17 protein-coding genes are annotated in these 13,580 nt (G+C 59.4%); 11 read left to right on the top strand and 6 right to left on the bottom strand.

The features are described 5' to 3' along the window. Positions 1-21: 21 nt before the first annotated feature. Both JAO85_RS13795 and JAO85_RS13790 read right to left on the bottom strand, forming a co-directional pair. Entirely contained in the window at positions 22-222 is a 201-nt protein-coding gene (locus JAO85_RS13795) for a hypothetical protein (RefSeq protein ID WP_202788284.1), read from the bottom strand. Further along, entirely contained in the window at positions 222-1,025 is an 804-nt protein-coding gene (locus JAO85_RS13790) for an ATP-grasp fold amidoligase family protein (RefSeq protein WP_202788283.1), read from the bottom strand. Before JAO85_RS13790 ends, JAO85_RS13795 begins: the two co-directional genes overlap by 1 nt. Positions 1,026-1,243: 218 nt before the next feature. Between JAO85_RS13790 and JAO85_RS13785 the strand changes: the two genes are divergently transcribed. From JAO85_RS13785 to JAO85_RS13765, 5 genes are all read left to right on the top strand, one after another. Further along, entirely contained in the window at positions 1,244-1,570 is a 327-nt protein-coding gene (locus JAO85_RS13785; RefSeq protein ID WP_202788282.1) for a hypothetical protein, read from the top strand. Beyond that, entirely contained in the window at positions 1,567-2,037 is a 471-nt protein-coding gene (locus JAO85_RS13780) for a hypothetical protein (RefSeq protein ID WP_202788281.1), read from the top strand. Before JAO85_RS13785 ends, JAO85_RS13780 begins: the two co-directional genes overlap by 4 nt. Before the next feature lie 35 nt (positions 2,038-2,072). Next, the gene (locus tag JAO85_RS13775; RefSeq protein WP_237734841.1) at positions 2,073-2,492 is read left to right on the top strand and encodes a hypothetical protein; all 420 of its coding nucleotides are present in this window, start codon (positions 2,073-2,075) and stop codon (positions 2,490-2,492) included. Between the two features lie 403 nt (positions 2,493-2,895). Beyond that, positions 2,896-3,525 carry a DUF6806 family protein gene (locus JAO85_RS13770; RefSeq protein ID WP_003061017.1) on the top strand — a complete coding sequence of 210 codons (630 nt, stop codon included), beginning with the start codon at positions 2,896-2,898 and terminating at the stop codon, positions 3,523-3,525. Positions 3,526-3,599: 74 nt separating this feature from the next. Beyond that, a complete protein-coding gene (locus JAO85_RS13765) occupies positions 3,600-4,217 on the top strand; it encodes a M48 family metallopeptidase (protein WP_034407375.1) in 618 nt (205 codons plus the stop codon). Between the two features lie 9 nt (positions 4,218-4,226). Here JAO85_RS13765 and murI read toward each other — a convergent pair whose 3' ends face one another. From murI to JAO85_RS13745, 4 genes are all read right to left on the bottom strand, one after another. Continuing rightward, the gene (gene murI / locus JAO85_RS13760) at positions 4,227-5,123 is read right to left on the bottom strand and encodes a glutamate racemase (protein WP_012837546.1); all 897 of its coding nucleotides are present in this window, start codon (positions 5,121-5,123) and stop codon (positions 4,227-4,229) included. An 85-nt stretch (positions 5,124-5,208) separates the two neighbouring features. Continuing rightward, complete coding sequence (locus JAO85_RS13755; protein ID WP_003061025.1) at positions 5,209-5,601, bottom strand: hypothetical protein; 393 nt, start codon at positions 5,599-5,601, stop codon at positions 5,209-5,211. 240 nt (positions 5,602-5,841) lie between these two features. After that, positions 5,842-6,432, bottom strand: coding sequence for a hypothetical protein (locus JAO85_RS13750; protein WP_202788279.1), 591 nt, complete (start codon positions 6,430-6,432; stop codon positions 5,842-5,844). Positions 6,433-6,481: 49 nt separating this feature from the next. Beyond that, on the bottom strand, positions 6,482-6,946 hold the full coding sequence (locus JAO85_RS13745; protein WP_202788278.1) for a GNAT family N-acetyltransferase: 465 nt from the start codon (positions 6,944-6,946) through the stop codon (positions 6,482-6,484). Positions 6,947-7,173: 227 nt separating this feature from the next. On the opposite strand from JAO85_RS13745, the gene JAO85_RS13740 reads away from it, so the two are divergent. The 6 genes from JAO85_RS13740 to mnhG are packed head-to-tail and all read left to right on the top strand — an operon-like array spanning position 7,174 to position 13,540. Next, positions 7,174-10,149, top strand: a complete 2,976-nt coding sequence (locus JAO85_RS13740; RefSeq protein WP_202788277.1) for a monovalent cation/H+ antiporter subunit A — start codon at positions 7,174-7,176, stop codon at positions 10,147-10,149. Further along, entirely contained in the window at positions 10,149-10,514 is a 366-nt protein-coding gene (locus tag JAO85_RS13735; protein ID WP_003061035.1) for a Na+/H+ antiporter subunit C, read from the top strand. The genes JAO85_RS13740 and JAO85_RS13735 overlap by 1 nt, the downstream gene beginning before the upstream one ends. Further along, positions 10,511-12,343 carry a monovalent cation/H+ antiporter subunit D gene (locus JAO85_RS13730; protein WP_039049282.1) on the top strand — a complete coding sequence of 611 codons (1,833 nt, stop codon included), beginning with the start codon at positions 10,511-10,513 and terminating at the stop codon, positions 12,341-12,343. Before JAO85_RS13735 ends, JAO85_RS13730 begins: the two co-directional genes overlap by 4 nt. Further along, positions 12,340-12,840 (top strand): Na+/H+ antiporter subunit E, encoded by a 501-nt coding sequence (locus JAO85_RS13725; protein WP_003061039.1) that lies wholly within the window; start codon positions 12,340-12,342, stop codon positions 12,838-12,840. The genes JAO85_RS13730 and JAO85_RS13725 overlap by 4 nt, the downstream gene beginning before the upstream one ends. Further along, positions 12,837-13,115, top strand: coding sequence for a K+/H+ antiporter subunit F (locus tag JAO85_RS13720; protein ID WP_003057255.1), 279 nt, complete (start codon positions 12,837-12,839; stop codon positions 13,113-13,115). Before JAO85_RS13725 ends, JAO85_RS13720 begins: the two co-directional genes overlap by 4 nt. Next, a complete protein-coding gene (gene mnhG / locus JAO85_RS13715) occupies positions 13,112-13,540 on the top strand; it encodes a monovalent cation/H(+) antiporter subunit G (RefSeq protein WP_012837551.1) in 429 nt (142 codons plus the stop codon). The genes JAO85_RS13720 and mnhG overlap by 4 nt, the downstream gene beginning before the upstream one ends. Positions 13,541-13,580 lie beyond the last annotated feature (40 nt).

Here is a 13,580-nt window from a genome sequence, read left to right as displayed (position 1 = left end):
CCAGCAATCGCTGGCCTTTAATCATTCCGGGTATTCCGGCAAGTTGATTACGTAAACCGGATCTCCATCAATTGGCTGATCGGTCACTGTGTTAATCCACCGGCCATAGAGGTATGTGCAGTAAATAGGGACTCGTGCACCGGATGAGAATTTGACGAGCAACAGGGCTTCTGTGTAGTCGTCAGCCTTCAGTTCCGAAAGGGGGGTGTAGGTCACAGTCATTACTTCGCCTTCATGCGTTCAAGGGCGTCTTCCCAGGCCTTGCCCATGGTTGTGTCGAACTCTTCGGTGAACTTGTACATGTCGCCATAGAAGGGGCCGCCAGGTGCCGGTGTGAATTCACCAATCAGGGCGCCTCTAGTAGAAGAGAACATGTCAACACTGATGAACGGGGAGTCCACGAGGATGGAGGCCTTGGATGCAATCGCAAGCATGTTCTCCCAGTCGCGGGGAAGAACGTGCACGCCGTGGTGGAGAAGCTTCCATTCGCTGCGGATGCATTCACGCATGCGCAGTGGGCGGAAGTTCCCATCGAACCAGGCCGCGCGCTTTGGCTTCTGGTTCCGGTTGAACTGCCAAACCATCATTGGCACGCCGTAGAAGGTATAGATCTTGTAGTCCAGCGGAATATCGCCGACGTGATCATCGCCTTTTACCTTCTCTTCGATGAAGATTTTGTAGGCCGACTTGAATTTGCATTCGTCATAAGCCTTCGTCTGGATTCTGATGATGTCGTCTTGTGTGAGGGCTTTATCAGAGAAAGCCTCATGGAACTTACCGTCATCTGTTCTTTTCAGGACCATGACGCCCTTTGCCGAGTGAAGAACGCTTGGCTTCAGGACAAATTCTTTGGGGGCATTGGACAGGTCAATTTCAGAAGGGTGCTTCCAGATTGCAGAAATATCAGGCGTTGGAAGACCATGTTCTTTGCAGAAGTTGTGGAGTTTGATCTTGTCATTCGTCCACCAAGGCACATTTTTCTCTTGTCCATCTACCCGCAGTTTTGTGTACTCAGTCCACTTCATTGCTCATCCCAAATTAAATGAAAAATTCTTCAATCCAAATGTCAGTCTCGGCGCATGCGTGCGGCATGCGTAGCGGCTGCAAGTGTAGCTTCTGCGATCCGTAGACAGCCGAAATGACTGGTTGAGCGCAGTGCGCTGGATGACTTTTATCGGGGCCGCCGTGGCGGACACCCTTCTTTGGCCACCTTCGGGTGGCTTTTTCGTGCCTGGGAGGGCGAATGGATAACAACTGGACTGACCAACTGCTGCCAAAGGTGCCTGGCATCCTCGGCAGCGCAGGAGCGCTTATGTGGATGCAAGGAACATGGCCGCGTAAGGCGGCAATGCTGGTCCTGGGTATCGCGGCCAGCAACTACGGAACGCCTGATTTTGTGCAGGCAACGGGGCTGTCTGAGGGGCTTGGCGGCTTTGTCGTCGGCATGTTCTCGATGACGGCGGCCGACTGGGTGTTCAGGGCATGGGATCAGTTTGCCCTGGGGCCGCTGCTCAATGAATGGGTGCGCAAGCGCCTGGGGCTTCCACCAAAGGACGGGGGTGCCGTATGACATTGGACGACATCACCAAAACCGCGATCCTGCCGGCCCTGAGCCTGATCGGGGTGAAGAATACCCAAGAGGCGCTGGTCGAGCTGCTGGCTATCGGCCTGCAGGAAAGCCGGTTCATCTATCGGCGCCAGGTCGGCGGCCCAGCGCGCAGCTTCTGGCAGTTCGAGCAGGGCGGAGGTGTGAAGGGCGTGCTGAACCATGAGGTAACGCAGGCCAAAGCCCGCACGCTGTGCGCAGCCCGCGAAGTGGATGCTACACCCGCGGCTGTCTACAACCGGCTTGAGCATGATGATGTGCTCGGCGCAGGGTTCGCACGTCTGCTGCTGTTGAGCGACCCTCGGCCACTTCCTTCCCTGGGAAAGGCAGACGAGGCCTGGTCGTACTACCTGCGCAACTGGCGCCCGGGCAAGCCACATCCTCAGACCTGGCCCGGCTTCTATCAGCAGGCGCTGGAGTATGTTCGATGACCGGCCGCGCCAAGGCCCTGGTGCTGGCCGTGCTCATGACCATGTCCTTTGCCGCCGGCTGGTGGGTCAATGCCCAGCGCGCAGACGCCCGCATATCGCTCCTTAAAAAAGAGCATGCAGAGCAGACGATGCGTGCTGGCGCGTCTGCTTTGGCTTCCTATTCACGCATGGAGAAAACCAAGGATGACGCAATCAAATCCGCCCAGGCTCGGGCCGAGCGCCTGCAGGCTGATGCTGGTGCTGCTGCCGCTGCTGCTGACGGCCTGCGCAAGCAACTCGCCGGCGTGCCCGCCCGTATCGCAGCCGCTTCCCGCGCCGCCGTCGATGAGTACGCCGCAACCGCTGGAGAACTACTCAGCGCGTGCACAGCGGAATATCAGTGGATGGCAAGACAAGCTGATGGCCACGCAAATGATGCGCGACTGATGCTGGAAGCCTGGCCGGTCCAGAAATGAAGACCCCCGATGCCTTAACTGGTGTCGGGGGCTTTTTTGCGTTTTGGAGCGGTAAAATGCGGGTCGATCGAAAAGGCTGCGGCCCGTGAAGTTTTATAGCCCCTTCACGATTGCTTCACGGAAAACCGTTGCAACCCGCGCCAATGCTGAAAACTCGTTACCGGTTCGGGGCACCAGAATTGAAAAGCCTGCTATATCTTGTGTAGCGGGCTTTTTTTATTTGTGACTTGAGTAGCCGTTGCTGCCCGCAGTCTTGCTGAAGGTGGGAAAATTCAGTCACTGCGATGCCGTAGGGCTGTGGGCGTCAAGGCTTGGCCAAGGCGCTTGGAAAAGTCCTGGCTTCGATGCAATATGGCTTGCAGTTCTGTCATGCTGACGAGGCCTGCACTCCCAGAGAAAAAAGATGTCTAGTTACAACGCTGCTTTTGAAATTCATGTCCACGGACAGGTTCTGCTCCGTGCTGATGTTACGTATGAGCAGCTGCAAGATGCATTGCGTCCCTTGTGGGCCTATGCTGGTGCGCGCTCATTGACCGACGGCGAGGGAAGTCTCTATGAAGAAGAGCCCGGCATTCAGTTCGACGCCAAGGAGCATCTGTTGCAGATGTGCTGGACCGTGCGTGGTGACGATGATTTTCGTCAGTCCCTGGACGATATGTGCATGGGCCTCAACGAGCTGGCCGAGCAGGGCTCGCCCATCGAGGTGACCTTCTACGACACCGAGTTCGACGAGGAAGAGGCTCCTGCCGAGGCCCAGAGTCGCGATGACTTCCTGATGCTGTTTGTCGGTCCCAATCCCGCAGCCATCATGCAGGTGCAGCGCGATCTGCTGGTGCAGGATGTCATCAACATGATGGAGCGTCACTTTGACGGCGCAGAGCTCGGCGGAGTGGTGCAGGAGATCGACAAGCTGTTCTCGCAGCGCTTCGAAGCCCTGGTCAGCTCGCTGGAGCTGGGCAAGCCGCCGCGTGGTGGATCGGGGGGCTCGGCCTCCGGTCATGGCGGCAATCGCCGCCCGCGCCATCTGCATTGATTCCTTCGATCATCCGCTGTCAAAGCCCTCTGTGCTGCAGTCCCGAGACTGTGGCGGAGGGCTTGTCTTTTGTCATGAAGCCCATTCCTACACCCAAGTATTCAGGAGCCGTGACCCAGCAACTGCGCAAGGACAGGGCTGCGCGCGCCAGCATGGGCGAAGAAGGGGTGAATGCATCCATGCCTCTGGCATTGCCCTATCTCTCGGGCTACGCGCCATCGCTGCAGAATCAGGTGCGCGACTGGCTGCTCGCGGGCAGGGCCGCTGACTGGCTGCTGCGCAAATATCCGCAGGCCCACGCGGTTCGCACGGACAGGGCGCTCTATGACTATGTCGATGCGCTCAAGGCGCAATATCTGCGCAATGCAGGGCAGTTGCACAAGGTGGCCTACGACAGCAAGATTCATGTGGTGCGCAATGCCCTGGGTCTGCATACGCGGCGTGCGATTGCGCATGGCGGCAGGCTCAATGCGCGGCATGAGATTCATGTGGCGGCGATGTTCAAGCAGGCGCCAGATGCCTTTTTGCGCATGATTTGCGTGCATGAGCTCGCGCATATCCGCATCATGGATCACGACAAGGCTTTCTATCAGTTATGCACACATATGGAGCCTGATTACCATCAGTTGGAGTTCGATGTGCGTTTTTATCTCAGTTATCTGGATCAGGGCGGCGAGCTGCTCTGGAGCTGATGGCGCAGATCAGGCGGGGGTGGGCACTGCGCTGGGCGAGCACACGTTGACGGCCAGGCTGCAGCCTTCGGGTAGCTCCAGCCAACGCTGGGCTGCGGCTTGCATGGCCGTCAGGCGACCGGTCGTCATGAGCTGAATCTGATCGGCCTGGGCCAGCTGCAGCGATCCATCGGTCTCGGCTCCCAGCAGATTGCGCTGCTCCAGCATGCGCCGGGTCTGGCGTGCCACGGGGGCACCCGTGTCCAGGAGCTGAATATCGGGCCCCAGCAGGGCACGCAAATCATCCTTGACGAACACATAGTGGGTACAGCCCAGCACCAGCGTATCCATCTGTCCTGTCTTAAGGCCGAAACTCCCTAAAGCGCTTGTGTACTTTGCGCACAGCGCTCTGATCTCCGTGGCGCTTGCGTCCTCGGGCAATGCCTGCTCCGTGCTTTGCTCGATCGCCCTGGCCAGGCCGTCGCAGGCTTGGAGGTGAAACTCGGCGCGTTGCCCATGCTCCGACACCAGGCGTGCCACACGCTGGCTGGAGATGGTGCCCCGGGTGGCCATCACTCCCACATGATGGGTCTGGCTGGAAAAAGAGGCAGGTTTGATAGCCGGTTCCACGCCAATGACGGGCAGTTGCGGCAAGCGTTCGCGCAACAGTTCCACGGCCGCAGCGGTGGCAGTATTGCAGGCAATCACGAGAATCTTGATGTCGTGCTGCTCCAGCAGGTATTTCGCAATGGCCAGGCTGCGCTCCTGCACAAACGCATCGCCGCGTGCATCGCCATAGGGTGCATTGCCGCTGTCGGCCAGATAGACAAACTGCTCGTGCGGCAGCTCGTGGCGCAGTGCCTGCAGCACGCTGAGGCCGCCCACACCGCTATCAAAAATGCCGATGGGGGAGTGAGGAGTGGGCATGGTGCAAGAGGTAGGTGGAGGCGATGGTGCGGCCGTCAGTATGCGCCGCTTTGGGTGCCGGCGGCGCCTCCAGGGCTATGGTTTATCAGGGATTCGGGCTGTCCTGGTCTGCAGGCAAGCCGCAGACCGGGCAGAAATTATCACCATGACCGACTTCATGCCCGGCCGGGCAGTGGCGGATCTTGAGCATGGCAGGCAGGTTCCAGCTCGAGAAGAAGATGCAAAACGCCATGCCGTAGAAGATCATCCAGTGGCCCGAGAACACGCGCAAGCCGTGCTGCTGCTCGGCCATGCCGCCCGCAATGCCGAGAAAAAAGTTGGCAAAAGCGTAAATGAAGACCGCATAGGCAGTGTTGCGCATCCAGGAGGGGCAGCCTGCGAGCACCTTCTTCCAGGAAAACTGCAGACGATTGCCGTTGTTGATGCGCTGAGCAATCAGTGCCGCAGGCATCCAGACGGCAAAAATCCCGATGGTCATGGCGCTTGTGAATGTCTCCAGGGCATCTTGAGGTAAGTATGTTTCAAGTGCATCTATCTGCCCTGTAAGTGCAGTCAAATGTGTGATTGCACTGAGCGCAAAGCCTATTCCGGAAATCAGCATCAATGGCGGCAGAAGAATTTGCATGGCGGCTTGAAAAGACAAAAAAAGGAGCTGAAAGCGCTTGTTTACTGATAGTTTCAGCAGTCAATAAAATGTTTTTTTATTGTGGCACAGCGATCATTGCTCATCTTTTTGCTGTGGGGCCGCCAGACGAATGCTGTCCACAAGCCTGCCAAAGTAGCTTTCGCGCATGGACAGCGAAGCGGGCAATGGGGCAGATGGCAGGCTGTCGTAGCCATCTTCATCAATGCAGAATTCGAAAAACAGGTAGTCAACTTCGGGTAGCTTGAGCTGATGGCGGCAGGCGTGGCGGCCCGAGCCCCGTTTTTTTTCGGCCATGGTCTGCATGCTGGTATTGCTTCCCAGGATCGCCGTGTAGACCATGGGCAGGGTGGCTGCCAGGTTGAGCCAGAGCATGAAAGCCATGAAAGCGGTGCATAGCAAGGCCATCAGCCAGCGCTTGATGGGGCCGTAGCTGAGCCAGGGGCCTGCGGGTTGCCAAAGTCCCAGCCTATGGAGTCGCCGCAACCAAATGCCGGCTGCTGCGGTAAATGCCAGCGCCAGATACAGCGCGATCAGTTGCCAATGCGCATCGGGTATGAAGCTGCGCCAGAAAATGGGGGCGAGTGCGCCCATCATCACCGCCATGAAAGCGACGATCAGCCATTTCTGTGGATTGGAGGTTTCAGGTTTCCAGAGCCAGTTCATGCTTGTTGCATCTGTTGGGGTGCTGTCGGTAGTTTGATCTGAGCCAGGCTCAAAGAGTTTTTCGCATACGCGCGTTGCTCAGGGCAATGCCACGTACGACGGGGATTTGCCGGCGCTGTAGCTCAAAGCCGAAATGAGCGAAGAAAGCCTGGGCATTGAGACTGACATCGGCGGTCAGCTCAGGCAGGCCGTTTTGCCGTGCTGCTTGTTCGATATGTGCAAGCAGCAATCGGCCCACGCCTTGGCGCGCGTATTGCGGAGCTACAAAAAAGTGGTCGATATAGCCATTGGCCTGCAGATCGGCATAACCCATGGGTAATTCATTGGCGCAGACGGCGACAAAAGGCTTGAGTGCCTGGATGCGCTGGCGCCACTCCATCCAGTCGGGATGTTGGGGCGCCCAGGCGTCAAGCTGCGCCTGGCTGTAGTGATTCACTGCCAGCTGATGAACAGCACCGTGAAACACCTGCCATAGCGCGATTTCATCTCCGGGACGATAGCTGCGTACATGCATGGGTTGGCAGATTGATTGAGTTTGGCAAAAATGTTTTGCAGCAGCAGAGGTATGACATCGGTGCGGCGCGCAAGGGCGGCTGTGGAAGCACTTCTTTATCTGCATGCAACCCGCTGTTTTGATGAATTTTCTGTCATCAATTAAGGATGAACGGTGGTCTAAAGTCTGTGAAATGCTCAGGTTTTTATAGCGGAAAAAATAACGTCAACCTCTAGAATGATCCGCCCATGCCCTTGATATACCTCATCCTCCTACCTTTTGCAGGCAGCCTTCTGGCTGCTTTATTGCCGGCGAATGCGCGCAATACTGAATCAACACTCGCGGGTGTCATTGCGCTGATATGCGCAATTCAGGTAGGGATGCTGTTCCCGGAAATGGCCGATGGAGCGGTGCTCAGGCAGGAGATTTCCTGGCTGCCGGCGCTGGGGCTGAATCTGGTGATCCGCATGGACGGGTTCGCCTGGCTGTTCTCCATGCTGGTCTTCGGCATTGGTGCGCTGGTGGTGCTTTACGCGCGCTACTACATGTCGCCCACTGATCCTGTACCGCGCTTTTTCTCGTTTTTTCTGGCCTTCATGGGGGCCATGGCGGGGGTGGTGCTCTCGGGAAACATCATTCAACTGGTATTTTTCTGGGAACTGACCAGTCTTTTTTCGTTCCTGCTGATCGGCTACTGGTATCACCGCAAGGATGCGCGCCGGGGCGCACGCATGGCTTTGACGGTCACGGGAACGGGCGGGCTGGCCATGCTGGTGGGCATGCTGGTACTGGGTCATATCGTAGGCAGCTATGACCTCGACAACGTGCTGGCGGCAGGGCAGCAGATTCGCGATAGTCACCTCTATCTGTTGGCATTGGTACTGATTTTGCTTGGTGCACTAACGAAAAGTGCCCAATTTCCATTTCAGTTCTGGCTGCCAAACGCCATGGCGGCTCCCACGCCCGTGTCGGCCTATCTGCACTCGGCCACCATGGTCAAGGCCGGCGTGTTTCTGCTGGCACGGCTGTGGCCGGTGCTGGCAGACACCGATGCATGGTTCTGGCTGGTCGGCGGAGCCGGTGCCATGACGCTGCTGATTGGCGGTTATTGCGCGATGTTCCAGCATGATCTCAAGGGTTTACTGGCTTATTCAACGATCTCGCATCTGGGGCTGATTACCTTGCTGCTGGGTCTGAACAGCAAGCTGGCTGCCGTGGCGGCGGTATTTCACATCATGAATCACGCGACCTTCAAGGCTTCGCTGTTCATGGCGGCGGGCATTGTGGACCATGAAAGCGGCACGCGTGACATCCGGCGCCTGTCGGGTCTGCGCTTCATGATGCCGATCACGGCCACGCTGGCCTGTGTGGCCAGTGCCGCCATGGCCGGTGTGCCCTTGCTCAACGGCTTCATCTCCAAGGAGATGTTCTTTGCCGAGACCGTCTATCTGGATGCAGCACCCTGGGTCAAGACTGTGCTGCCCGTGGTGGCGACCGTGGCGGGCATGTTCAGCGTGGCCTATTCGCTGCGCTTTACGTTCGATGTCTTTTTTGGGCCCCAGGCAAACGATCTCCCTCACGAGCCGCACGAGCCGCCGCACTGGATGCGTGTACCGGTGGAGCTGCTCGTGCTGGCTTGCCTGATCGTCGGCATTTTCCCGGCCTGGGCGGTGGGTGGTTTTCTGGCTGTCGCTGCAACTCCAGTCGTAGGAGGTGACTTGCCGCAGTACAGCCTGGCCATCTGGCATGGCTGGAATATGCCGCTCATCATGAGTCTGGTGGCGCTGGCCGGTGGTATCTTGCTCTACACCATGCTGCGCTGGCAGCGCACGGTCGGACACTTTGATGCGACGCCCGTGCTGGGCCGTGTCAGCGGTCGCAGGATTTTTGAGAATCTGCTGGCTCGCATCACCTGGCTGGGCCGGGCGGGGCGCCGCAATCTGTCCACGCGCCGCCTGCAGTGGCAGATGCTGTGGCTGGTCTGCGTTGCTCTGGTGGCGGCAGCATTGCCAATGTGGCTATGGGGCATGAAGCTGGGCAATCGCGGCACTTTGCCCGTGTCTTCGGCTTTTGTCCTGCTCTGGGCAATTGGCTGCCTGTGTGCGCTGGGCACGGCCTGGAAAGCCAAGTACCACCGGATGACCGCATTGATCATGCTCGGCGGCACGGGCCTGTGCACGGTGCTGACCTTCCTCTGGTTCTCGGCCCCCGATCTGGCTCTGACTCAACTGGTGGTGGAAGTCGCCACCACGGTGCTGATCCTGCTGGGGCTGCGCTGGCTGCCCAAGCGGGACAAGAATATGCGCACGGCCGATAACGCCGATGCCAGGGCCAAGGCACGCCGCCTGCGCGATCTGGTGCTGTCGCTGATTGCCGGTGGTGGCATGGCCTGGCTGGCATTTGCCATGATGAGCCGGCCTTTCTATGAAAGCACCTCCACCTTCTTCCTCGAAAACGCGCTGGGCGGCGGTGGCGGCACCAATGTGGTCAATGTGATGCTGGTGGACTTCCGCGGCTTCGACACCTTTGGCGAAATCGTGGTGCTGGGCATTGTGGCCATCGTCATCTATGCGCTGCTGCGCCGCTTCCGTCCGGCACGCGAGGCCATGGACATCCCGGAGCAGCAGCGTTATGTGCCTGGCGATTTGCAGACCGACCTGCTCAACCCGCGCAATGCCAGCGATACAGCCGTGGGCTACCTGATGGTGCCAGCCGTGCTGGTGCGACTGCTGCTGCCGTTTGCGACGCTGGTGGCGGCCTATATCTTTGTGCGCGGCCATAACCAGCCCGGCGGCGGGTTTGTGGCGGGGCTGGTGTTTTCGGTCGCCTTGCTGATGCAATACATCATCTCGGGCACGCACTGGGTGGAGGCGCATCTGCCGCTGTATCCGCGTCGCTGGATTGCCGCGGGCCTGCTTTTTGCACTGGGCACGGGCCTGGGCTCGGTGGCCGTTGGCTACCCCTTCCTGACCAGCCACAGCTTTGACTTTTCGCTGCCATTGGTGGGGCATGTGCATCTCGCCAGCGCCACCTTCTTCGATATTGGCGTGTTTGCGCTGGTGGTGGGCTCCACCATGCTGATCCTGACGGCGATAGCCCACCAATCGGTGCGCGGACACCGCTTCCATGCGCGCTTGCTGGAAGAGCAGGAACAAGAGGCCAAGAAGGCCGAGGCCGAGGTGCAGGCAGCCACAGCTGCAGCACTGGCAAGGGGAGGTATGTAATGGAAATCGTTCTGGCCATTGCCATCGGTGTGCTCACCGGCTCGGGCGTCTGGCTGCTGCTGCGCCCGCGTAGCTACCAGGTCATCATGGGGCTGGCGCTGCTGTCCTATGCCGTCAATCTGTTCATCTTCTCCATGGGGCGTCAGGGCCTGTCGATCAACAAGGTGCCGGTGCTGCAAAACGGTGTACCGACCGATTTGTCGCACTATGCAGACCCCATGCCTCAGGCCCTGGTGCTGACCGCCATCGTCATCGGCTTTGCCATGACGGCGCTGTTCCTGGTCGTGCTGCTGGCATCGCGCGGCGCTTCTGGAAACGACCATGTGGATGGCGTGCACTCGCGTACCGAACAGGAAATGCTATGACCGGGTGGATTGAGCATCTGATGCCGCACCTGATGCTGGCTCCCATCATGCTGCCCATGCTGACGGCAGCGCTGATGCTGTTTTTGCGTGAAGAGCGTCAGCGCCTGAAGCTGGGCATGAACATCCTGTCCACCACGATCAGTCTGGTGATCGTGGTCATGCTGCTGGGCTGGACCAACCAGGCGGGCTCTGCCGTCACCATGTCGGTCTATATGCCCGGCAACTGGCCGGCGCCCTTTGGCATCGCGCTGGCGCTGGACAGGCTGACGGCTCTGATGCTGCTGGTCACCTATGTGGTGGCACTGGCGGCGCTGGTGTTTTCCGCTGCGCGCTGGCACAAGGCCGGGGTGCACTTCCACCCCTTGTTCCAGCTGCAGCTGATGGGGCTCAGCGGTGCCTTCATCACGGCCGATCTGTTCAATCTGTTTGTGTTCTTCGAGATCATGCTGGCAGCCTCTTACGGTTTGCTGCTGCATGGTTCCGGCAGCACGCGCATTCAGGCCGGTCTTCACTATATCGCCATCAATCTGGCCGCGTCTTCGCTGTTCCTGATCGGCGTGTCCATGCTCTACGGCATTACCGGAACGCTCAATATGGCCGATCTGGCCCGCGCCATTCCGCAGGTGCAGGACGCCGACCGCGGCCTGCTGCATGCGGCAGCGGGTGTTCTGGGAACGGCCTTTCTGATCAAGGCGGCGCTGTGGCCGCTGAATTTCTGGCTGGTGCCTGGCTACAGTGCGGCGACTGCGCCGGTGGGCGCCTTGTTTGCGCTCATGACCAAGGTGGGGGTCTATGTCATCTTGCGCCTGTGGACCTTGCTGTTCAGCTCGGAAGCCGGGGCATCGGCCCTGTTTGGCAGTACCTGGCTGATCGTGGGCGGCATGCTGACCATGGCCTTTGGTGCGATAGGCATGCTGGGCTCGCAACGGCTGACCCATCTGGCGGGCTTCGCCGCCATTCTTTCGTCCGGCACCCTGCTGGCCGCAACGGGCTTTGGCCAGAATCTGCTGACCGCCGGCCTGCTGTATTACCTGCCGGGCTCCACGCTGGCCGTGGCGGCTCTGTTCCTGATCGCCGATGTGGTGGACCGCTGGCGCGTGGATGATGACGCGGGCGAGCCCTATGAGGACGATGAAGCGCCATTCCTCAATGCAGAGCTGCTGCCCACCGAAGGCTTCAATCTCGACGATGATGAAGAGCTCATGATCGGCCGGGCCTTCCCGGCAGCGGCGGCTTTTCTGGGTCTGAGCTTCATGGTCTGCACCTTGCTGATCTCGGGACTGCCGCCTCTGTCCGGCTTTCTCGGCAAGTTCGCCATGCTGACCAGTCTGCTCAACCCGCTGGGCATGGGTACATCCAGTGGTGTGAAGGCCGGTCCGCTGGGCTGGAGCATGGTGGCCCTGCTCATCATCACCGGTCTGATGGCGTTGGTGGCACTCACGCGCGCCGGCATCCGACATTTCTGGGCCAATCCGGAGCAGAGCGCGCCATCACTCAAGGTGGCGGAAGGCCTGCCCATCGTTGCACTGCTGCTGTGCTGTGTGGTGTTGACGGTCAAGGCCGATGATGTGATGCGCTATACCCAGCGAGCGGCCAATGCACTGCATTCGCCCGATGTCTATGTGCGTACCGTCCTGGGTCTTGCTCCGGTACCTGCGCCCAAGGAGAAGAAGGCTCAGGAGGCTGCGGGTCCCGAGGCGGCGGCACGTGCTGCAGCACTGGAAATGCAGGCAGAGCCCGTCCCCGGTATCGGCGATGAAAGCGAAGCTGCACAGGAGGCCGCTACCCAGACCGCAGCCTCGGCTCAGAAAGAGGAGGGCCGCCCATGAAGAACATCATGAAATCCATCTTCCCGGCACCGCTGCTGTCGGTAGCTCTGCTGGTGCTGTGGCTGTTGCTCAACCGCTCGGTCAGTGCCGGCCAGATCTTGCTGGGCCTGATCCTGGGCCTGCTGATCCCCGTGCTGCTGCGCGGCCTGCGCCCCTTGCCGGTGAGGGTCAGCCACCCGCTGAGCATTCTCAAGCTGGCATTCCGTGTGGTTTGCGACACCTCGGTCTCCAATTTCAATGTGGTGCGTTTTCTGCTGCTGCCGCGCATGCGCAAGCACCCGGCGGCCTTTGTCCATATTCCGCTCGAGCTGCGCGATCCCAACGGGCTGGCAGTACTGGCCATGATCGTCTGCCTGACCCCGGGCACGTCCTGGGCCGAAATTTCGCGTGACCGCTCCATGCTGCTGCTGCATGCGCTGGAGGTGGAGGATGCCAAGCAGCTGGCCGACTTTGTGAAGTCCCGCTACGAGAGCCTGCTGATGGAGATTTTTGAATGAATCCCTGGTTTTATTGGGTGCTGATGGCATCTCTGGTCATGCTGCTGGCGGCCATGGGCTGCTCGGTGCTGCGCCTGCTCAAGGGGCCGCATGCGCAAGATCGCGTGCTGGCGCTGGACTGCATGTATCTCAACGGCATGCTGGCCATGCTGGTCATGGGCATTCTGTATGACAGCACCAACTATTTCGAGGCGGCCTTGCTGGTGGCTCTGTTCGGCTGCGTCGGCTCCACAGCCATGGCCAAGTTCCTGTTGCGCGGCGAGGTGATCGAATGAGTACCGAGGTCATTGGCGTGGATCTGCCGCTGTGGGCCCAGATTCTGGTGGCGGCCCTGGTCTTCGGTGGTTCGCTGATTGCTCTCATGGGCTCCGTAGGACTGCTGCGGCTCAAAAGCTATTTCGAGCGCGTGCACGCACCCTCCATCATCGCCACCATGGGCTGCTGGCTCATCATGCATGCCACCTGGATCTACTTTTCCGTCAGCGGCCAGGGCTTTGTCATGCACTCGGTGCTGATTGCCATCTTCATTGCCGTGACCGTGCCCATCACCACCATCTTCCTCATGCGCGCAGCGCTGTTTCGCTCGCGCCGGGCAGGAGAGAGCGTACCGCCCACGCTCAGCAACCTGGTGCGCAACGAACCCCTGGACGAAGAAGAGGCCGCCGAGGCCGACGAAAAGCCGGTGGCGAACAAAGTCTGAAATCCTTGGAGTCCAAGCCCTTCAGGGCGGTCGTCTTGCG

The organism is Comamonas sp. NyZ500, from assembly GCF_016772095.1.
GTDB classification, from domain to species: domain Bacteria; phylum Pseudomonadota; class Gammaproteobacteria; order Burkholderiales; family Burkholderiaceae_C; genus Comamonas; species Comamonas thiooxydans.
This window is presented reverse-complemented; position numbering and strand designations above follow the sequence as displayed.